The 20,076-nt window shown below is 67.0% G+C and carries 21 protein-coding genes; 11 read left to right on the forward strand and 10 right to left on the reverse strand.

Features of this window, described 5'->3' with window-relative positions; translation table 11 throughout:
• Positions 1–61: 61 nt before the first annotated feature.
• Together ASF26_RS13945 and ASF26_RS13950 are read left to right on the forward strand one after the other, a co-directional pair.
• On the forward strand, positions 62–529 hold the full coding sequence (locus tag ASF26_RS13945; RefSeq protein ID WP_056255063.1) for a peroxiredoxin: 468 nt from the start codon (positions 62–64) through the stop codon (positions 527–529).
• Between the two features lie 124 nt (positions 530–653).
• Positions 654–1,889, forward strand: a complete 1,236-nt coding sequence (locus ASF26_RS13950; RefSeq protein ID WP_082477637.1) for a M23 family metallopeptidase — start codon at positions 654–656, stop codon at positions 1,887–1,889.
• Between the two features lie 27 nt (positions 1,890–1,916).
• Here the strand turns inward: ASF26_RS13950 and prfB are convergent.
• Positions 1,917–3,045, reverse strand: a protein-coding gene (gene prfB, locus ASF26_RS13955; protein ID WP_156462995.1) for a peptide chain release factor 2 whose coding sequence is annotated in 2 segments (ribosomal slippage) — positions 1,917–2,975 and positions 2,977–3,045 — 1,128 coding nt in all. Because the reading frame shifts where the segments join, the coding sequence is not laid out codon by codon here.
• 126 nt (positions 3,046–3,171) lie between these two features.
• On the opposite strand from prfB, the gene ASF26_RS13965 reads away from it, so the two are divergent.
• Positions 3,172–3,597 carry a DUF2809 domain-containing protein gene (locus ASF26_RS13965; RefSeq protein ID WP_056255077.1) on the forward strand — a complete coding sequence of 142 codons (426 nt, stop codon included), beginning with the start codon at positions 3,172–3,174 and terminating at the stop codon, positions 3,595–3,597.
• 3 nt (positions 3,598–3,600) lie between these two features.
• Here the strand turns inward: ASF26_RS13965 and ASF26_RS13970 are convergent, their stop codons facing one another.
• Positions 3,601–3,921, reverse strand: coding sequence for a hypothetical protein (locus ASF26_RS13970; protein ID WP_244475938.1), 321 nt, complete (start codon positions 3,919–3,921; stop codon positions 3,601–3,603).
• A gap of 227 nt (positions 3,922–4,148) precedes the next feature.
• Between ASF26_RS13970 and ASF26_RS13975 the strand changes: the two genes are divergently transcribed.
• Positions 4,149–4,442, forward strand: coding sequence for a hypothetical protein (locus ASF26_RS13975; protein WP_056146442.1), 294 nt, complete (start codon positions 4,149–4,151; stop codon positions 4,440–4,442).
• Positions 4,443–4,528: 86 nt separating this feature from the next.
• On the opposite strand, the gene ASF26_RS13980 is transcribed toward ASF26_RS13975, so the two are convergent.
• A complete protein-coding gene (locus ASF26_RS13980) occupies positions 4,529–4,741 on the reverse strand; it encodes a hypothetical protein (protein ID WP_056146439.1) in 213 nt (70 codons plus the stop codon).
• 336 nt (positions 4,742–5,077) lie between these two features.
• Here ASF26_RS13980 and ASF26_RS13985 point away from each other — a divergent pair, with 336 nt between their 5' ends.
• Both ASF26_RS13985 and prfH read left to right on the forward strand, forming a co-directional pair.
• Entirely contained in the window at positions 5,078–6,181 is a 1,104-nt protein-coding gene (locus tag ASF26_RS13985; protein ID WP_056255085.1) for an RNA ligase RtcB family protein, read from the forward strand.
• Positions 6,181–6,792 carry a peptide chain release factor H gene (prfH, locus tag ASF26_RS13990; protein WP_056255089.1) on the forward strand — a complete coding sequence of 204 codons (612 nt, stop codon included), beginning with the start codon at positions 6,181–6,183 and terminating at the stop codon, positions 6,790–6,792. The genes ASF26_RS13985 and prfH overlap by 1 nt, the downstream gene beginning before the upstream one ends.
• 21 nt (positions 6,793–6,813) lie before the next feature.
• Here prfH and ASF26_RS13995 read toward each other — a convergent pair whose 3' ends face one another.
• Positions 6,814–8,031, reverse strand: a complete 1,218-nt coding sequence (locus ASF26_RS13995) for an LL-diaminopimelate aminotransferase (protein WP_056255092.1) — start codon at positions 8,029–8,031, stop codon at positions 6,814–6,816.
• A gap of 107 nt (positions 8,032–8,138) precedes the next feature.
• On the reverse strand, positions 8,139–8,510 hold the full coding sequence (locus tag ASF26_RS14000; RefSeq protein ID WP_056255096.1) for a hypothetical protein: 372 nt from the start codon (positions 8,508–8,510) through the stop codon (positions 8,139–8,141).
• Between the two features lie 115 nt (positions 8,511–8,625).
• Between ASF26_RS14000 and phaC the strand changes: the two genes are divergently transcribed.
• Positions 8,626–10,428 (forward strand): class I poly(R)-hydroxyalkanoic acid synthase, encoded by a 1,803-nt coding sequence (phaC, locus tag ASF26_RS14005; protein WP_056255100.1) that lies wholly within the window; start codon positions 8,626–8,628, stop codon positions 10,426–10,428.
• Between the two features lie 50 nt (positions 10,429–10,478).
• Entirely contained in the window at positions 10,479–10,886 is a 408-nt protein-coding gene (locus tag ASF26_RS14010) for a GNAT family N-acetyltransferase (RefSeq protein WP_056255103.1), read from the forward strand.
• A gap of 20 nt (positions 10,887–10,906) precedes the next feature.
• On the opposite strand, the gene ASF26_RS14015 is transcribed toward ASF26_RS14010, so the two are convergent.
• Positions 10,907–12,226: an outer membrane protein transport protein gene (locus ASF26_RS14015; RefSeq protein ID WP_056255786.1), complete on the reverse strand. Its 1,320-nt coding sequence runs from the start codon at positions 12,224–12,226 to the stop codon at positions 10,907–10,909.
• Between the two features lie 389 nt (positions 12,227–12,615).
• Between ASF26_RS14015 and ASF26_RS14020 the strand changes: the two genes are divergently transcribed.
• The 3 genes from ASF26_RS14020 to bioB all read left to right on the forward strand — a co-directional run bounded on the left by ASF26_RS14020 (position 12,616) and on the right by bioB (position 15,713).
• Positions 12,616–13,500 carry a fumarylacetoacetate hydrolase family protein gene (locus ASF26_RS14020; protein WP_056255107.1) on the forward strand — a complete coding sequence of 295 codons (885 nt, stop codon included), beginning with the start codon at positions 12,616–12,618 and terminating at the stop codon, positions 13,498–13,500.
• A gap of 109 nt (positions 13,501–13,609) precedes the next feature.
• Positions 13,610–14,602 carry a DUF808 domain-containing protein gene (locus tag ASF26_RS14025; protein WP_056255111.1) on the forward strand — a complete coding sequence of 331 codons (993 nt, stop codon included), beginning with the start codon at positions 13,610–13,612 and terminating at the stop codon, positions 14,600–14,602.
• A gap of 91 nt (positions 14,603–14,693) precedes the next feature.
• Positions 14,694–15,713 (forward strand): biotin synthase BioB, encoded by a 1,020-nt coding sequence (bioB, locus tag ASF26_RS14030; protein ID WP_056255115.1) that lies wholly within the window; start codon positions 14,694–14,696, stop codon positions 15,711–15,713.
• A 2-nt stretch (positions 15,714–15,715) separates the two neighbouring features.
• Here the strand turns inward: bioB and ASF26_RS14035 are convergent, their stop codons facing one another.
• The 4 genes from ASF26_RS14035 to mnmA form a co-directional block, all read right to left on the reverse strand.
• The gene (locus ASF26_RS14035) at positions 15,716–17,176 is read right to left on the reverse strand and encodes a HAMP domain-containing sensor histidine kinase (protein WP_056255788.1); all 1,461 of its coding nucleotides are present in this window, start codon (positions 17,174–17,176) and stop codon (positions 15,716–15,718) included.
• 134 nt (positions 17,177–17,310) lie between these two features.
• On the reverse strand, positions 17,311–18,162 hold the full coding sequence (locus ASF26_RS14040) for a VTT domain-containing protein (RefSeq protein WP_056255119.1): 852 nt from the start codon (positions 18,160–18,162) through the stop codon (positions 17,311–17,313).
• Positions 18,163–18,198: 36 nt separating this feature from the next.
• Positions 18,199–18,849 carry a class I SAM-dependent methyltransferase gene (locus tag ASF26_RS14045; RefSeq protein ID WP_018044448.1) on the reverse strand — a complete coding sequence of 217 codons (651 nt, stop codon included), beginning with the start codon at positions 18,847–18,849 and terminating at the stop codon, positions 18,199–18,201.
• Between the two features lie 48 nt (positions 18,850–18,897).
• Positions 18,898–20,055 carry a tRNA 2-thiouridine(34) synthase MnmA gene (gene mnmA / locus ASF26_RS14050; protein WP_056255123.1) on the reverse strand — a complete coding sequence of 386 codons (1,158 nt, stop codon included), beginning with the start codon at positions 20,053–20,055 and terminating at the stop codon, positions 18,898–18,900.
• Positions 20,056–20,076 lie beyond the last annotated feature (21 nt).

The following is a 20,076-nucleotide window of genomic DNA, read 5'->3' on the forward strand; positions in this document are numbered from 1 at the left end:
CATGTGCCCCTCGATCAACGTCTCTTGTGGCACACTATCAATCGGCCGAAAGGAAGGCATCATGCCTCTCGACACCGGAGATCACGCTCCCGCCTTCACATTACCGGGCGCGGGCGGCGAGGAAATCAGCCTCGCCGCGTTCAAGGGTCGCAAGGTCGCACTCTACTTCTACCCGAAGGACGACACCAGCGGTTGCACCCTGGAGGCACAAGGCTTCAACGCCCTCGGCGCCGCCTTCGGGGAAGCGAATACCGTGGTGGTGGGCGTCTCCCCCGATACGGTGAAGAGCCACGATAAGTTCCGGGCGAAGTACGATCTGACCTTCCCCCTCGCTTCCGACGAGAGCAAGTCGATGCTCGAAGCCTACGGCGTCTGGGTGGAAAAGAGCATGTACGGCCGCAAGTACATGGGGGTGGAGCGCACCACCGTGCTCATCGACGGCGAGGGGCGCATCGCGCGCGTCTGGTCGAAGGTGAAGGTGCCCGGCCATGCGGAGGAGGTTCTCGCCGCGGCGCGCGCGCTGGCCTGAAGCCACTGCCGCGCGCGTCTCGACGTCGACGTCTCGCGCGTGGGATTTTGCGCTTCGTTAACCCTGATCCCCTCCAATGGCGGGAGTTGGAGTGGGGTTGGCCCGGATGCGTTTTTCGTTTCCCATGATCGGTAAGATACGCCTGCCGAACGCGGGACGACGCCTCGTGCCGGCCCTCGTCTGTGGCCTCGCCATCGCCACGCTCTGGGCCGGTGCCGCCACATGGTACCTCGTGTTCCACGACGAGATCCTGGCCCGCTTCGTATCCCAGCAGACCGCCCTGCAATATGCCTACGAGGAGCGGATCGGAGCCCTCAGGCTTCAGCTCGACCGGGCGACGATGGAGCATCTCGCCACGCGCGAGGGATTGGCCGCGCGGGTGGCCGATCTGTCCCAGCGCCAAGCCGCGATGGAAAAGCGTCAGGCCCAGCTTTCGCTGCTCGCGAGCGAGGCCGGGCACCCCATCGCGAGTGCCGGCTGGAGTGCGGCGGACGATCCCGCCGAGACCGGGGCGCTCGGTTACGCGGCCACGATCACCGACCCTGTCGCCAAAACTCCGGCCAAGCCTGCGCCAAAACCCTTTCCGACGCCCGACGCCTTCGAGTTGCGCTCACGGGACGGCGCGCCCGGCCGGCAGTCCCTGCGAGAGACCGAGCAGGTTCTGGCGGGGCTGGATCGGCGCCTCAATGGTCTGGGCGCGCAACAGATCCGAACCCTTGATGCGCTCGGCGTGCGCGCGATCCGCGGCTCCAAGCGTCTGCGTGACATCGTCATCCGTGTCGGCCTCGACCCTCAGCGTTTCGAGCGCCAGCGCGAAGCGGGTCTCGGCGGGCCGCTCGTGCCGCTCGCCACCGATCCGTTCGGCATCGCGGTCGGGCAGGTCCAGCGGGCTCTGGGAGAGGAAGACCGCCTCCGCCGCATCGCATCCGCCCTCCCCGTGCGGCAGCCCCTGGCCGGCAAGTACAGCCTGTCGAGCGGTTTCGGACCCCGTCTCGATCCGTTCACGCGCGGGCTCGCCCTGCATACCGGCCTCGACATGAAAGCCGAGTTAGGGGAAAGCGCGCGCGCGACGGCGGCCGGCCGGGTGACGGTCGCCGATTACAATGGCGGCTACGGCAACATGGTGGAGGTCGATCACGGCAGCGGGCTCGTGACGCGCTACGCCCATCTGTCATCCATCGCGGTAGGCGCGGGAGAATGGGTCGAGGCCGGAGCCGCCATCGGCCGTGTCGGCTCCACCGGCCGCTCGACGGGCAGCCATCTGCACTACGAGACGAGGATCGACGGCGAGCCCGTGGACCCGCAGCGCTTCCTGCGCGTCCTCGGCGGATCGGACGCGCAGTTCCTCGCCGCTAGATAGGAAAGCCCAACTGAAGGGAAGCGAGGACTAATCGATGTCCTCGACTTCGCCGGCCCCGCCATAGACGCGCTGGGCCAGGGACGCTTCCATGAAGGGATCGAGTGCACCGTCCAGCACTTCGTCGGGATCGGTGGACTGGGTGCCCGTGCGCAGGTCCTTCACCAGCTGGTAGGGCTGCAGCACGTAGGACCGGATCTGGTGGCCCCAGCCGATATCGGTCTTGGCCGCGTTCTCGGCATTGGCCTTCTCTTCGCGCTTCTTGAGCTCGGCCTCGTACATCCGGGCGCGCAGCATGTTCCAGGCCGTGGCCCGGTTCTTGTGCTGGGATCGCTCCTGCTGGCACGCCACCACGATCCCGGTGGGATTGTGGGTGATGCGCACCGCCGAATCGGTGGTGTTCACGTGCTGGCCACCGGCGCCCGACGACCGATAGGTGTCGATGCGGCAATCCGATTCCTTGATCTCGATGACGATGCGGTCGTCGATCACCGGATAGACCCGGACGCTGGCGAAGCTGGTATGGCGCCGCGCGCTCGAATCGTAGGGAGAGATGCGCACGAGGCGGTGGACGCCGGATTCCGTCTTGAGCCAGCCATAGGCGTTGTGGCCCTTGACCATGAGCGTGGCGCCCTTGATCCCGGCCTCGTCGCCATCAGACCACTCGACGATGTCGACCTTGTACTTCCGGCGCTCGGCCCAACGGCCGTACATGCGCTGGAGCATGTTCGCCCAGTCCTGGCTCTCGGTGCCGCCGGCCCCGGCATGGACTTCGACATAGGTGTCGAGCCCGTCGGCCTCGCCGGACAGGAGCGTCTCGATCTGGCGGCGCGCGGCCTCCTTCTCGACGGCGCGAACTCCGTTCTCGCCCTCGAGAACGATGTCGGCGTCACCTTCCATCTCGCCGAGTTCGATCAGCGTGACGGCATCGTCCAGATCCTGGTCGAGCTTCCGGATCGCACCCACGGCCTCTTCGAGGGCGCCGCGATCGCGCATGACCTTCTGCGCCGCCTCGGCGTCGTTCCAGAGGTCGGGATCCTCCGAAGCCGCGTTCAGCTCCGCGAGGCGTTTCTCGACGGTATCCCAGTCAAAGATGCCTCCTCAGCAGTCCGATCGACTGCTTGGCGGCATCCGAGAGTTGTTCGATCTCGGCGCGCATCTGGTGTTTCGGCTCGTGGTGAAGGTACAGGGGTCGGCGTGTGAGCGCGGGTGATACCGAGACGCCTGCCCGGTGTAAACGGCGGCGCCCGTCTTCCTCTCCCTCAGGTCCGGGACGGTCACCCGCATGACGCCAGCCACTACCTCCCGACCCACCCGCCGCATTCGGTCGCGAGGGGGCTGTCTCGCAGCGAGTCTCGCCATCATCGTCGAGGGGCTGAGCCTGCGCTTCGTGCCCCTCGGTCTGCCGATTGGGATCGTCGAATACGGCGGTTCGGCCCTGTGGGCGGCAATGGTCTACGCCTTGGTCGCGGCGTTGCTGCCACACCGGAATGGGCGGACTATCCTCCTCGTCGCCGGTGCGATCGCCCTGGTGGTGGAGCTCTCCCGCCTCGTCCATACGCCGTGGCTCGACGCGTTCAGACTGACGCTCCCCGGCGCCCTGCTGCTCGGGCGGATCTTCTCGCCCTGGAACCTCGTCGCCTATGCCGCAGGCCTCGCCGCCTCCGCCCTCGTGGATCGGCGGGCCGACCTCCGCGCGAAGGGGGGATAGGTGTCAGCGGCCGTAGGCGGGAGGCGCGACGCGCGCCGGGGCCAGGACGAACTCGTGCGGCCGGCGGCGTCCGTTCAACGGACCTTCCGTCGGCGAATCCTCGAAATAGCTGTTGCCGCTGAGGCCGAACCCGCCGCCATTCATGACGCTCGGCACCGGAATGGCGCGGGCATCGTCAGGGACTGGACGGCCCGTTGCCCGGTCCGTCGGCAGGATGTAGGGGCCGTGCGAGGCCGTATAGGAGGTTTGGGCAACCGCGCCGGTGGCGACGGACATGCTCAGGCCGATCAGGCCGGCGGCGGCGAATGTCGAGAGATGCTGCACGGGTCGCTCCGTCGCGGTGTTCACATGCGGCCGCGGCCGCTCATGCCCTTACCATGCCCCATGAGAGGTTGCCTGTCCGTGTCCTCGCCGCTCCAAGATCCAACTTTTTCGATGCCGGCCGGTCCCGCACGGGGGAGATGCTTCCCGATACAGGGGGCAACCAGCCCGGATTCTCCGCGTTGAACCAGCAAGCGCAACCGATAAGCGCATTCAGCAAGGAGCCCACCATGACCGCCATCAAGATCTCCACCGCCGCCGCCGCATTGGTCGTTGCCCTGTCCGGCGCCGCCTTCGCGCAGACCGGAATGCCCGAGAGCCATGGCACGAATGCCGCCGGTTCGAAGTCGGGCGTGGTCGGCAAGGGGGACAGCATGGAGGCAGGCCCCGCCACCACAGGCACCGCGACCGCGCCGGGCGCCCGCACGGCACCGGGCAGCGCCATGCCTTCCACTCCCGGCATGACCACCAACGATCCGAGCGCAGCGCCGCGGCCCGTCTCCCCGGCACCGGCCGTTCGCTGAGATCGGGCCCCATAGCCCGACAAAAGGAAAAGGCCGGAGCGATGCTCCGGCCTTTTTCTATGGATGGGACGCCGTGTCCGCGCAGCTCAGCCCTTGGCGCGCAGGACGACCTGAGGCTCGCGTTCCACCGGCACGCAATTGGTGCGGATCGCATTCAGGACGAGGGGCTGCGAATCGCAGACATAGCTGAGACCCGGATCCGGTGCGGGAACCGGATCACGCGCGACGATCGGGTTCGGCGCGCAGGCACCGGCCGATCCGGCCAGCAGCAGCGCGACGGTCAGGGTCAATCCGCGCATACGATCCTCGGTGGCAGGCGACATGGCGCGACCCTGACGGCGGCGCCGACCTCTGACAAGCATTGCCGGTGGGGCATGGCCCGTTTGGCGAGTCGTGTCGCTGGAGGGCAACAGATCGGCGGGTTCACCGATCGGCAGCTTGACGCCCGACCGGACTTGGTTTTTCTCAGGGTCGCATCGCTCCGCCTGTCGCGGGGCATCGAAGGCAGGGAGCACGGCCATGACCGCTCACTTCGCCCGCAAGGGTTCCTCGCTCTAGCGACCATCGACCGTTTCGGTCGGTGACCCCTGACGACACGCGCCTGTTCACGGCAGCGTGCCTTCGAGACATGCTTCATGACACATCCTTGTTCGTCGGACGCGCGGCTATGCGTGTTCGCCACCGAATCCTCGTGGATCGAGGGAGCGGCGGTTCGCCAGCTCGAACAGATGCTCACGCGCCGCGGCGTCATCGCCGTAGCGGGGATGCCTGATCTCCACCCTGGCCATAAAGGGCCCGTGGGCTGCGCGGTCCTGACGAACGCCGTCGTCCACCCCGACATCGTCGGTACCGATGTCGGCTGCGGCATGACCGTATGGCGGCTCGGCGGCTCTCTGCGGCGCCTCCGGATCGAGAAGGCCCTCAAGGCTCTCGCTCGCCTCGACGAGGGCTGCGACATCACCGTAGACGATGCGATCCGTATGGGCGTGCCCGAGGCGATCGCTCGGACACACGGCGGATCCCTTGGGACCGTGGGCGGCGGCAACCACTTCGTGGAACTTCAGGCCGTTCACGCCATCTCCGATCCGGACGAGGCGATCCGGCATGGGCTCTCCGTCGGGCAGATCGTGCTTCTCGTCCATTCTGGATCGCGTGGGGTCGGGCCGGAGGTGCTGGCGCGCCATCCCTGCGTCCGTGGCGAAGGCTTGCTCCTCGACGAGGGGGGCAGCGCTTACCTCGCGGATCACGATGCGGGGTTGGCGTTTGCCCGCGTCAACCGGTCGGTGCTGGCGATGCGCGCTGCGGAACTCCTCGGTCTCGCCGCCGAACCCTGGCTCGACGTGCCGCATAATCACGTCGTCGTCGAAGGCCGTCAGGTTCTGCATCGCAAAGGAGCGGCCCAGGCGGATTTCGGCCTTGTTCCGGTGCCCGGCTCCCGGGGAGCCATGACCTACCTCGTCATGCCCGATCCGGAAGTCCCGGGAGCACTTCGCTCCCTCGCTCACGGGGCGGGACGAAAGCGCGATCGTTCCTCGATGCACGAGAGGCGGGATGCGCGCGAAAGGCCTAATCCCGTCGGCAATCGCGTGATCTGCGCCGATGCGCGGCTCGCACGGGAGGAGGCTCCGGAGGCCTACAAGAATATCGCCAGCGTCGTCGGTGACCTCGAACATCATGGATTGGCACGGGTCGTCGCCACTCTCCGACCCCTCGTGACCTACAAGACGGGGAGGCCGTGATGGAAGCGATCGATGTGGTCCTGATGGTCACTGCCGGACGTGGGCCGGCCGAGTGCAAGATAGCGGCAGCACGCGTGGCCCGTCGCCTGGCGGCCGATGCCGATGCCGCAGGCCTCTCCACGGCTCTTGATCTTCCGGACGGATGCCAAGCGGCGGCCTGTATCCTCGTCTCTCTCGGAGGAGCCGGCGTCGAGGCCTTCGCCCAGAGTTGGACGGGAACGATCCTCTGGATCGACGACGCCCTGCGCGGGGCGCGGGCACGCCGGAACTGGTATGTCGGGGTTCATCGGCTGGACCCGCCGAAGACCACGTCGCCTCTTGCCGAGGCGGACGTTCGCTACGAGGCGATGCGGGCGGGCGGTCCTGGTGGACAACACCAGAACGTCACGGAAAGCGCGATCCGCGCCGTGCACGTGCCGACCGGCCTTTCGGCCCTGGCCCGCGATGGCCGCTCCCAGCATCAAAACCGAAAGCGTGCAAACGAGCGCCTGCGGGCTCTGCTCGCCGGTATCGCCGACGCGCAGGCCGCCGGAGCCCGGCGCGTCGAGTGGAGAGACAGGACGGAGGTGGAGCGCGGCAATCCGAAGCGGATCTTTCGATCCGCCCCGTGAGCGACAGCAATGGAAGACCGCTCAGGCGGTCTTAGTCAGCGGCACGACGTTGTGGAGCGTGCGGTCCGACGTCTCGAAGAAGCGGCGGATGTTGCGGGCCGCCTGGCGGATGCGCTGCTCGTTCTCCACCAGCGCGATACGAACGTAATTGTCGCCGTGTTCGCCGAAGCCGATGCCCGGTGCCACCGCCACGTCCGACTTCTCGAGGAGGAGCTTGGAGAATTCGAGGCTGCCGAGGCCCTGATACTTCTCCGGGATCGGCACCCAGGCGAACATCGAAGCCGACGGGCTCGGGATCTTCCAGCCGGTCTTGTCGAACGACTCGATCAGCGCGTCGCGGCGCTTCTTGTAGATCGAGCGCATCTCCACGATGCAATCCTCGGGTCCGTTGAGGGCCGCGGTGGCCGCCACCTGGATCGGCGTGAAGGCACCGTAATCGAGGTAGGATTTCACCCGCGTCAGCGCCGCGAGCAGGCGCTCGTTGCCGACAGCGAAGCCCATGCGCCAGCCGGCCATGGAGAAGGTCTTCGACAGCGAGGTGAACTCCACCGTGCAGTCGATGGCGCCCGGCACCTCCAGCACGGAGGGCGGCGGCTCGCCGTCGAAATAGACCTCCGCATAGGCGAGATCGGACAGGATGATGATCTCGTGGCGCTTGGCGAAAGCGACGAGGTCGCGGTAAAAATCGAGGCTCGCCACGTAGGCCGTGGGGTTCGAGGGGTAGCAGACGACGATCGCCACCGGCTTGGGGATTGAGTGCTGCATCGCCTTCTCGACGGCCGGGAAGAAGGCCGGGGTCGGCTCGGCCGGCACGGAGCGGATCACGCCGCCCGCCATCAGGAAGCCGAAGGCGTGGATCGGGTAGCTCGGGTTCGGCACCAGCACCACGTCGCCCGGCGCGGTGATCGCCTGCGCCATGTTGGCGAAGCCTTCCTTGGAGCCGAGCGTCGCCACCACCTGCGTGTCGGGGTTCAGGCTCACGCCGAAACGACGCTTGTAGTAGTTGGCCTGCGCCCGGCGTAGACCCGCGATGCCCTTCGAGGACGAATAGCGGTCCGTGCGCGGCCGGCCGGCCGTCTCCACCAGCTTGGCGATGACGTGGCGCGGGGCGTCGAGATCGGGATTGCCCATGCCGAGATCGATGATGTCGGCGCCATTGGCGCGCGCCTGGGCCTTGATCCGGTTGACCTGCTCGAACACGTAAGGGGGCAGGCGCTTGATGCGGTGAAAGTCGGTCATGGGCTTCACGGGGTCCGATGCGCCAATCGCATGATTCGCGCGTTCAAAACTGTCATCACTCTGACGTGGTCGGCCTGTCTACCATCTCGGCGGCTGGGAGCCGACCGTTATTGTGCAGGCGGTATCTGGGCTGTGGCGCGGGCGGCGCTCTCGGCGGCGCGGCCCTTGGCCTCGTTACGCCCGCGCGCGCCCATCAGATCGTTCTCGAGACTCCTGGTCCCTTCGGCGGTGCGAGCGCTGATGGGTCTGGCGGGTGCTGCCACGCCGACGGGCAGGTAATCGGCGTCGGTCTTGCGGGACTGCACCACGAAATCGGGGGCCTTCACATCCTTCGGCCCGCCCCCGGCGAGCGTATAGGCGCCGCGCATGGCGTTGAGGTCGCCGGAGCATCCTCCCGCGGCGAGAAGGCCGCCGAGGACGAGGGCCAGACGGGGGACGCAGCCGCACCGCCTGTGATTCCGTGATGAAGGCTCTGACATAATGACCCGAAACGTAAGCCGCGCCCTGGCGGAAAGTCGAGGTGCCGCGTTAATTTGTCGAGAACGAGGACGGTTCGGCCGGGCCGTCCCGCGTAAATAGAGGGGAAATTAACGCGTGACGACCGACAGGACGACACCGCTTCCCGACATCGACGCTTTGTCGCGCAACGCGACGTTGCTGATCGAGGAGTTCAGCCGCACCGCCAGCGCCTACATGAAGCCGATCAGCCAGGCCGATCCGCTCGATCCCGAACTGGCCAAGCCCCCGGAAGAAGTCAACGACGTCGTCAAGACCCTCGGCACCGTCGTCGAGCGCTGGATGGTCGATCCGCAGAAGACCCTCGAGGCCCAGAAGAAGCTCAGCGAGGCGTTCGTCACCCTTTGGGGCTCGACCTGGCATCGACTCCAGGGCGAGGAGGCCCCGCCCGTGGCGCTGCCCGAGGCGAAGGACAACCGCTTCAAACACGCGGAATGGTCCACCAACCCGATCTTCGACTTCATCAAGCAGAGCTACCTCATCACCTCCCGCTGGGCGGAAGAGCTCGTCGACGAGGCCGACGGGATTGACGAACATACGCGCCACAAGGCGCAGTTCTACCTGCGCCAGATTGTCGGCGCACTCTCGCCCTCCAATTTCGTGATGACCAATCCCGAACTGATTCGGCACACGCTGCAGGAGAACGGCGCCAATCTCGTGCGCGGCATGAAGATGCTCGCCGAAGACATCGAGGCCGGAAAGGGCCAGCTGCGCGTCCGCCAGACCGATCCGTCCGGTTTCGAGGTCGGCGTCAACGTGGCGGTGTCCCCCGGCGAGGTGGTGTTCCGCAACGACTTGATGGAGCTCATCCAATATTCGCCGACCACCGAGACGGTGCTCAAGCGCCCGTTCCTCATCGTGCCGCCCTGGATCAATAAGTTCTACATTCTCGATCTCAACCCGTCGAAAAGCCTGATCGGCTGGATGGTGTCGCAGGGCCTCACGGTCTTCTGCATCTCGTGGGTGAATCCCGACGAGCGCCACGCCGACAAGGATTTCGAGAGCTACATGCGCGAGGGCATCGAGGCGGCCATTGACGCGATCGGTGTCGCCACCGGTGAGAGCGAGGTCGCGGCGGCGGGATATTGCGTCGGCGGCACCCTCCTGGCGGTGACCCTGGCGATGCAGGCGGCCACGGGCAACAAGCGGATCAAGAGCGCCACCTTCCTGACGACGCAGGTCGATTTCACCCATGCCGGCGACCTCAAGGTCTTCGCCGACGAGGAGCAGATCCGCGGCATCGAAGCCCGCATGAAGAAACGCGGCTACCTCGAAGGCTCCGGCATGGCGGCCGCCTTCAACATGCTGCGCCCGAACGACCTGATCTGGTCCTACGTGGTCAACAACTACGTGAAGGGGCAGACGCCCTCGGCCTTCGACCTGCTCTACTGGAACGCGGACGCCACGCGGATGCCGGCGGCCAACCATTCCTTCTACCTGCGCAATTGCTACCTCGATAACACCCTCGCTCAAGGGCGTATGATCCTCGGGAACGTGCGTCTCGACCTGAAGAAGGTGAAGGTGCCAATCTTCAACCTCGCCACCCGCGAGGATCACATCGCGCCTGCCATCTCCGTCTTCGAAGGGTCGTCGAAATTCGGCGGCAAGGTCGATTACGTGCTGGCTGGGTCGGGTCACATCGCCGGCGTGGTCAACCCGCCCTCCAAGCCGAAATACGGGTTCTGGACCGGCGGGGCGGCCAAGGGGCGTCTGGAGGACTGGATTTCGGCGGCGACCGAGCACAAGGGATCGTGGTGGCCCTACTGGTTCGAATGGCTGGAAAAGCAGGCCCCCGCCCGCGTGCCTGCTCGGATTCCGGGTGAAGGAGGCCTCGCCTCCCTCGGGCCGGCGCCTGGGACCTATGTCCGCATGAAGGCGTGATGGACGGGACCAAGTCTCTGTCAAGTCAGGGAGCGGGTTGGACGCTGCGGATGGAGCCGCATCCCGATGGTGTCATCCGAGAGGGGATCCTCGCGCCCCTGGTCGCTCACAACGACGGGGCGGCTGGGCCGGGTGATTGGGGGCTTCTCGCCATCACCGTCCGGAATTGCAGGGATGAGATCGTTGGAGGTCTATGGGGCCGCACCGGCTACGGTTTTCTGTTCGTCGAATTGCTGGCCCTTGGTAGCGCGCGCGGCAACGGTCTCGGCCGGCAGGTCATGGCCATGGCGGAAGCGGAAGCCGGCAAGCGTGGCCTGTCCGGCATCTGGCTCGATACCTGGACGTTCCAGGCGCCGGAATTCTACCGGGGTCTCGGTTTCGAGGAATGCGGCCGCATCCGGGACTATCCACCGGGACACGACCGCATCTTTTTCGTGAAGCGCCTTACCCCACCCTGAACGGGCGGTCCGCCAACGGCTCAGAACTTCCGCACCAGCGGCCCGGGAGCGACCGGCGCCGCTGGCATTCCAAAGACGTAGCGAAAGCCCACCGAGACGATGTCCGCGCTGCCGCTCGTATCGGCGGCGAAGGGAATGTTGCGGAAATTGTAGTCGCGGCCCGGCCCGGCGAGGAGCTTCGAATCGCCTACCAGGAAGAGGTGAGAATAGGCGATGTTCAGGGTCAGCTTCTCGCTCCAGCGATAGCTGCCGCCGAGCGAGACGTTGAAGCGGTCGCTGTCGGGCAGCCGCACGGAGCGGTTCGAGAAATCGATGGGCGATTGCTCGTAGGCGAGGCCGGCCCGGACGGTCAGGGCGGGCGACCAATCGTACTCGCCGCCGACGGAATAGGTGTAGCCGTCCTTGTAGTTCAGGGGCAGCGTGGTCGCGATGCCGCCGGTGGTGCGGCCGACGATGCCGATATCGCCGAGTCTCGACCAATTATCCCACTCGAAACCGAGATTGACGCGGGCGACCGGGCTGACGGCCTGGGTCAGGCCGACGCTCAGCTTCTCGGGCGTATTGAGGTTGGCGGTGACCTGCTGGCTCAGGAAGGCCGCCGGCCCCGGCAATAGGAAGGCGCCTTCGATGTCGTGATGCACCGAGGAGCGATAGCCGACACCCAACGCCGTGCCGGCCCAGGGGGTGATGAGCACGCCCGCCGTGAAGCCCACGCCCCAGGATTCTCCCTTAAGCGAGGCGTTGGGGGCAATGAGCGGGCTGAACGAGAGCGGGAAGGCCTGGCGAAGGGTTAGCCGGAAATACTCGATGTTCGGCCCGGCGGCGATCGAGAGCCACTCGTTGACCTTGAAGCCGATGGTCGGGTTGAACGAAAGCGAGAAGATGCGGCTCGACCGTCCGTAGACTTCGCCGGCCCAGTCGTCGCGAGGCTTGGTCACGAGGCCGAAGGGAGCGCCGGTCTGGATGCCGATCCAGAGCCGGTCGGTGAGCTGGTAGGAGGTGGCGCCGGCCGGGATCACGGCGCCCTGGCCGATATCGCCGCTGCCGCCCAGCGGCGCGAATAACGGCGAGGTGCCGTCGGTCGGGGTGATCTTGGATGAGAGGTTGATGAAGCTGAGATTCTGCTCGCTGACCCAGCCGGGGTTCATGGTGATCGTGGCCGGGTTCCAGAACATCGAGGAGACGCCGCCGGAGCCGGACGCGGCGCCCGCGAAAGCCTGACCCTGCGCGAGGGTGCTCTGTTCGCGGATGCCGAACGCGCCGGCCATGGCGTCCCCTGCCGTCAGGGTCAGGACGGCGGAGAGTCCCGCCAGAGCCGTGTTGCGAATCGTCATGGCCATGTCCTGCTCCCGACTCTTGCTTGCGATGCTCGGATTTACCGCGGCGTGATCCCCGGCCCGCATCTTGAGCAGAAGAGTGCCGTTCTTGGCCGGTCTATGCAATCCATGTGCGTCAAAGTGTTAATCGTTTCATAAGCTGCGATTTACTTTGGCTATGCCTTCGCCGACATCGTCGCCCGTGTCACCGAAAGGCATCGCAACGAATCGTTCACATCTAAACTGTCCAATTTACGTATCTCGTATTCTGCAGAAAAATGCGTATCGCGCGGGATTTTCAAAGGGGAGTATGAATTATGCAACATGTCCCTGTCTGATCTCGACACCTTGCCAGGGACGGTTGAGGGACCGATGTCTCGGGCTAACAATGGATCGAAGCGGAGCGAGAACCGATGAAACTTGTGCGTCATGGCGATGTGGGTGACGAGAAGCCCGGCTTGATCGATGCCGAGGGTGGGTTGCGCGATCTGTCGGGCATCCTGCGCGATATTTCCGGCGCGGCTCTCGCCACGACGTCATTGGAGCGCCTGCGCGCCATCGATCCCGAGACACTGCCGCTCCTCCCCGCCGAGACGCGGCTCGGCCCCTGCATCGGCGGCACCCGGAACTTCATCGCGATCGGGCTGAACTATACGGATCACGCGGCGGAGATCGGTGCCGACATCCCGGCCGAGCCCATCGTCTTCAACAAGGCGCCCTCCTGCATCTCCGGCCCCAACGACCGGGTCATTCTGCCGAAGGGGTCGGCCAAGACGGATTGGGAGGTGGAACTCGCCATCGTCATCGGCGCGCGCGCATCCTACGTCCATGCCAACGAGGCCATGTCCTATGTGGCGGGCCTGTGCCTCTGCAATGACGTCTCCGAGCGCGAGTTTCAAATGCAGCGCGGCGGGACCTGGACCAAAGGCAAGGGGTGCCCGACCTTTGGCCCCCTCGGGCCGTGGCTGGTGACCCTGGACGAGATCCCCGACCCGTCCGCCCTGGACTTGTGGCTCGACGTGAATGGCGAGCGGATGCAGTCGGGCTCGACGTCGACGATGATCTTCGGCGTCGCCCAGATCGTCGCCTATCTCTCGCATTTCATGATGCTGGAGCCAGGCGACGTCATCACCACGGGCACGCCCCCCGGTGTCGGGATGGCACGCAAGCCCCCCCGCTTCCTCAAGAACGGTGACGTCGTGACCCTCGGCATCACCGGCCTCGGCGAGCAGCGCCAGGAAATCGTCGCCTTCGACGACTGGACCGCGAAAGTCGCGGCCGGTGAGCCGACTCATTGAATCGGGGCGGGGATCGAAATCCCCGCTCGCTCGTCTCCTCTGCTAGAGGCAGCTTGGCCGATAAACCGCGTCGTACGGCTCGGCCCATGGCAGTTGGAAGGACCTAACCTTGAGCATCGGACTGATCGCCCTCCTCGACGACATCGCGGGGCTCGCTAAGGTCGCGGCCGCTTCCCTCGACGACGTCGCGGGGCAAGCCGCCAAGGCCGGTGCGAAGGCGGCAGGCGTCGTCATCGACGATGCCGCCGTGACGCCGCGCTACGTCGTGGGCTTTGCGGCCGAGCGCGAATTGCCGATCGTGGGCAAGATCGCCATCGGTTCGCTGCGCAACAAGATGCTGTTCCTGCTGCCGGCGGCCCTGCTGCTCCAGGCCTTCGCCCCCTGGGCGATCACTCCGCTGCTCATGCTCGGCGGGGCCTATCTCTGCTACGAGGGCACCGAGAAGGTCTACGAGGCGCTGTTCCCGCACAAGGCGCATGCGCATGAGGCCAAGCTCGATGCCGATGCCGGGGACGGCGCGGCTCTGGAAGCGCGCAAGGTCTCCAGCGCGATCAAGACGGATTTCATCCTGTCGGCCGAGATCATGGCGATCTCCCTGGCCTCGCTTCCCGAAGGCAGCATCTGGACGAAGGCGATCGTGCTCGCGGTCGTCGCCATCGGCATCACGGTCTTCGTCTATGGCGGCGTGGCGCTCATCGTGAAGGCGGACGATGCCGGGGTCGCGATGGCGAAGAACACTTCTGCGTCCGTGTTCGGCAGCGCGATCCGCGGCTTCGGCCGTGCCCTGGTCAAGGGCATGCCGGTCTTCCTGCAGCTTCTGGCCATCATCGGTACCGCCGCGATGATCTGGGTCGGCGGCGGCATCCTCGTCCATGGTCTCGAAGGTTACGGCCTGCCCCAGGTCGCCCACGTGATCCACGACGCCGCTGCCAGCAGCGCGAAGATGGTGTCGCCGGTCGGACCCGTCGTCGAATGGATCGTCACCGCCATCGGCTCCGGCATTGTGGGTCTCGTCGTCGGGGCCGCGCTGATTCCGATCACGAGTTACCTCATCGCGCCGCTCTGGTCGGGCCTGTCGGGGTTGCGCGGCAAGACGGCGTGAGGGGGCGATCCTGGCCGGCCTGAAGCCAAATGCATCGGGGCATGCGGCCGGCCCGGCTTGATTTTCCGGCGAAGATTCGCCTCATGGGGCCATGACCGAGACCGTGTCCCCCCTCACCCCTTTCCCCGCCACCGAGATCCCCGCGATCCGGCACGATTGGACCGTGGCGGAGATCCAGGCGATCCACGACCTGCCGCTCCTCGACCTCGTGTTCCGGGCGGCTCAGGTTCACCGCGCGCATAACGACCCGGCCGATATCCAGCGCGCCGCCTTGCTGTCGATCAAGACCGGCGCCTGTCCCGAGGATTGCGCCTATTGCCCGCAATCGGCGCATCACAAGGGCACTGGCCTGCCGCGTGAGCGCCTGATGCCGGTGGACAAGGTGCTGAAGGAGGCCGCCGCTGCGAAAGCCGCCGGCGCCCACCGTTTCTGCATGGGCGCCGCCTGGCGCCAGCCCAAGGACGGGCCGGAATTCGATGCGGTTCTCTCGATGGTGCGCGGCGTCCGCGGCCTCGGGATGGAGGCCTGCGTCACGCTCGGCATGCTGACCCCGTCCCAGGCGGGCCGCCTCGCCGAGGCCGGGCTGACCTCCTACAACCACAATCTCGATACCGGCCCGGATTTCTACGGCGACATCATCTCGACGCGGACCTACGAGGATCGCCTCAACACCCTTCAGAACGTGCGCGATGCCGGGATCGGCGTCTGCTGCGGCGGCATCGTCGGGATGGGCGAAGAGGTGAAGGACCGCGCAGCGATGCTCCAGGTGCTCGCCAACCACGCCCCCCATCCCGAGAGCGTGCCGATCAACGCCCTGGTGGCCGTGGAGGGTACCCCCCTCGAAGACCGGCCTCCCGTGGACCCGCTCGATCTCGTCCGGATGTGCGCCACCGCTCGCATCGTGATGCCGAAGGCGCGCGTGCGTCTCAGCGCCGGCCGCAAGGGTCTCACCCGCGAAGCGCAGATCCTGTGCTTTATGGCCGGTGCAAACTCGATCTTCTACGGCGAGCGCCTGCTCACCACGGCCAACAACGAGACCGATGCTGATGCGGAGCTGCTTCGCGACATCGGCATCACCGTGCCGGGGCTGACCCTGGCGGCCGCCGAATAGGCTCAGAGCGAGGGCGGCGCCCGGTCCGGGATCTCGATCCGGAAGCGGGCGCCCTCCCCATCCGCCGTCGGGTCGAGGGTGAGAGTGCCGCCCTGAAGCTGGATCAGTTCGGCGGCGATCGGAAGCCCGAGCCCCGTTCCCCCCGCGCGCATCGAGCCCTCGAACGGCGAGAACAGGTTCGCCCTCGCCCGTTCGGGAAGCCCCGGCCCGTTATCCGCGATGAGGATCGTCACCCCGCCTGCCCCGGGCCGACCGTGGCGCGTGGCCTCGATCTCGACCACCGGATCGAGCAACCGGGCTTTGTCCGAGCCGATGGCCTGAACGGCGTTGCGCACGATGTTGGTGAGCGCCCGCGAGAATTGATCGGGATCGACCTCCACCTCGATATCCTCGTCGCAGGCCACGCGAATCGTCACCCGTGACGCGCCGTCGAGCCTGGACAGGTCGGATTGCTCGGCCAGGATCGACGCGAGCTCGACCTTCCGCCGTTGCGGCACGGCCTCGCTCGCCCGGCCATACGCCAGCGTCTCCTCGCAGAAGCGGATTGCCCGGCCGAGGGTAGCGAGCAGGCGGGGGGCGATGCGCTCCACCGCCGGGTCGGCCACGGATTCCAGCCGGTCGCCGAGGAGCTGCGCCGTGGTCAGGAGGTTGCGCAGTTCGTGGTTGATCTTACTCACAGACAGACCGAGCTCGGCGAGGCGGCGCTTCTGGCGCAGCTCGCCGGCCAGCGCCGTCTCCATGCGGGCGAGCGCCACCTCCGCGTGACCGATCTCGTCGGTCCGGCGCGACGGCGTGATGATGCGGTCGCTGCCCTGGGGATCGTCGGCGAACTCCGTGATGTTGCGGGCGAGGCGCCGGACCGGACGCACGATGATCCGTTGCAGCATCAGGAAGACGAGGCCGGCCACCGCCGCGGCGATCGCCAGCGACGAGAGCAGCAGCCTGTCGGCGAAATCGATCAGCGCCTCGCGCAGGGGCGCCTCGTCGAGGAGGATCTCGACGAGGTCGAACCCGTCCCGGCCGTGGCCGATGACCCGGATCGGGCCGTTGCTCTCGGAGAAGACGGTGCGCCATGCCCCCCCGATGGAGGCGATCCAGTCATGGGAGCGCAGGTCGACGAGGCCGGAGACCTCCGAGGGGATCGTATCCACCGCGAGGAGGCGGCGCGTTCCGTCGCCGCGCACCGCGATGGCGCTGGCGCCGACCCCCTTCAGGAGATGCCGCGCGAGCTCTTCCGAGACGTGCTGATCGGGCGAGGCTTCGAGGACGAGGGCGGCAATCTGGGCGGCGGCGATACGGTCCGACAGCCACATGCGCCGATAGTTCGCCACCGTCGGCACGTAGATCAGGATTTCCACGAGAGCGACGAAGGCGATGGTCACGAGGAACAGCCGGCCCGACAGGCCGAGATGACGGCCGATTCCTGCCCGCGCCTCCGCCTCGGCGGGGACAGGCAGTTCCATGCCGGCGCGTGGCGTCGCGTCCATCACGGGTTTCCGATCATCCCTCATCCCGGGCTTCTTCGCTCGTCCCGGTCTCTCCCGCGCAGTGCCTCCTGCGGCGGTCATTCCGATCTCTCGGCGTCGAACTATACGTCTTAATGCGATGAATTTACATCACGGTTACGCTCCGGCCGCCGCGCCGTCGAGTGGCCGGCCACGGGGATCTGCGACGTGACGCTACGCTTGCGGGCGAACCGGCGCCTCAGCCCGATGGAGAGCATTGCGAAGGCCGCGAGGCCGCCGAGGCCGGCGAGGGTCTTGACGGTGACGAGAGACCGCAGGGACAGGGCCTCGTCGCAGGCGTCGGCACCGCTCGCCAGACACGCCGCCTTGGCCGCCTCGTTGGCGGCGACGACATCCTCGATCGCCGATCCGGCTGCCGCATAGGCGAAGGCGCCGGGAGCCAGACCGAGAAAGGTGGCGAGCACGAAGGTGCGCAGGGGAACGCCGAAGGCCGCCGGGGCGAGGTTCGTCATCCAGAACGGAAAGATCGGCAGGAGCCTCAGGACGAGGATGTAGCCGAAGGCATCGTCGCGGAACCCCGCCGCGAGGCAGCCGAGGCGTGGCCCGGCGCGGTTCAGGAGAAGCTCCGACACCGGTCCGCGGCCGATGGAGAAGACGATGGCCGCCCCCGTCGTCGCCGAGACGAGGGCGATGCCCGCGCCGGTGGCGGCCCCGAACAGGAAACCGGAGAGGATCGTCAGGACCAGCGAGGCCGGCACGGAGACGATCACGCAGCCGATATAGACCAGGCAGGCGATGCCGATGGCGCGCAGGCGATCCTCGGCCACCGCCTCGATCAGCCATGCGCGATAGGAGAGCAGACGGTCGAGGCTGAGGAGGTGCGGGGCGCCGGAGATGAGGACGCCGAGCGAGATGGCCACCAGGGCGAGGATGGGCAGCCACCGCAGGGCGCGGCGCAGGGAGCCTTTCGACGGGCGTGTCATGGCTCCGGTTCCGTGGTCGCGTCTTGCCGCGCCGGATCAGCCGGGCTTCCGCATCCTCAGGATCTTGAAAAAACCACCGGGGAAGGTCGGCGAGACGCCGATGAACTCGACGCCGTTGCGCCGCGCCCAGGCCTCGATCCGCGTCGACTTGAAGGCCGAGGACCAGCCGATCTTGGTGCAGAGCGGCGCCACGATCTCCTCGACCTTGGCGACCGCCCCCTTGGTCTGGCCGAAATGGTTGGCGAGCACGATCTCGCCGCCCGGCCGCACCACGCGGAGGAACTCCGACAACGCGGCTTCGGGGTCCGGCACCAGCGTGATGAGGAACTGCGCCACCACCGCGTCGAAGCTGGCATCGGCATAGCCGAGCCGGCACACATCCATCACCTGGAGGCCACGGACATGGGTGAGACGGCGGCGAAGCACCTTGGCGCGGGCGCGCTTCAGCATGTCCTCGGACAGGTCGACGCCGCAGACGAAGCTGCCCGCCGGATAATAGCCGAGGGACAGCCCGGTGCCGACGCCGGCCTCCAGGATACGCGGCCCGCATGCGGTGGCGGCCATCACCGCGTCGCGCGCGGCAGGCTCGGTGAGCTTGTCGTAGACGACATCGTAGACCGGTGCCCAGCGGGCATAGGCCTTGCGCATCAGGGCCGTGCTCGGACCGGCCTGCGGCTCGCTCAGCATGTCGTCTCTCAGTCCTACGGATGGGGAAAGTTTTGGCTCAGGTCGGCGTCAGGCGGCTTGCGCCGCTCCGGCTGCCAACGCGTCGATGCGGCGAATGGTGCCGCCGCCGAGTACGCGCGCACGCGGGCCGTCATCGGCGTAGATGACGCAGGCCTGGCCCGGGGAGACGCCGTCCTCCGGTGTGGCCAGAACGATCTCGGCAGCTGCTCCACCGGGATCGACCGTCAGATGCGCGGCACGCGGTTCGCGGGTCGAGCGGACACGCACTGCCACCGGCATGTCGACGACCCCGCCTTGCGGCAGGATTCCGAGCCAGTTCAGGTCGTCCAGGCGGATGCGGCTGGTGGCCAGGGCGGAACGCGGGCCGACCACCACGCGGGCGGTGGCCGGATCCAGGCGGATCACGTAGAGCGGCTCGCTGACGGCGAGGCGAAGGCCCTTCCGCTGCCCGACCGTGTAATGGATGATGCCCTCATGCCGGCCGAGCACACGGCCGTCGAGCGCGACGATGTCGCCGGCACGCGCCGCATCCGGCCGCAGCTTGGCGATGACGTCGGCGTAGCGGCCCTGGGGCACGAAGCAGATGTCCTGGCTGTCGGCCTTCTCGGCGATGGCGAGGCCGAGCTCGCGGGCGAGGCGGCGGGTCTCGTCCTTTGGCAGTTCGCCCAAGGGAAAGCGCAGGAAATCGAGCTGCTCGGCCGTGGTGGCGTAGAGGAAGTAGCTCTGGTCGCGGGCCGGATCCAGGGCGCGGTAGAGGCCCCGGCCGCCGGTCTCCACGGGCCGGCTCGCCACGTAATGGCCGGTGGCCAGCACGTCGGCATCAAGGTCGCGCGCGGTGGCGAGGAGATCCCGGAACTTGATCGAGCGGTTGCACTCGACGCAAGGGATCGGCGTCTCGCCGGCCAGATAGCTCTCGGCGAAACGGTCGATCACCGATTCCCGGAAGCGGTCCTCGTAATCGAGGACGTAATGCGGGATGCCGAGGGTTTCGGCGACGCGGCGCGCATCGTGGATGTCCTGGCCGGCGCAGCAGGCGCCCTTGCGATGGACCGCCGCCCCATGGTCGTAGAGCTGTAGCGTGATCCCGACGACGTCGTAGCCCTGTTGGCTGAGCAGCCCGGCCACCACGGAGGAATCCACGCCGCCGGACATGGCGACGACGACACGCGTCTCGTGCGGGGCCTTGGGAAGGTCGAGGGAGTTCATCACGTCACGGGTTCGCGGGCA

It is taken from the genome of Methylobacterium sp. Leaf93 (assembly GCF_001422345.1).
GTDB lineage: Bacteria > Pseudomonadota > Alphaproteobacteria > Rhizobiales > Beijerinckiaceae > Methylobacterium > Methylobacterium bullatum.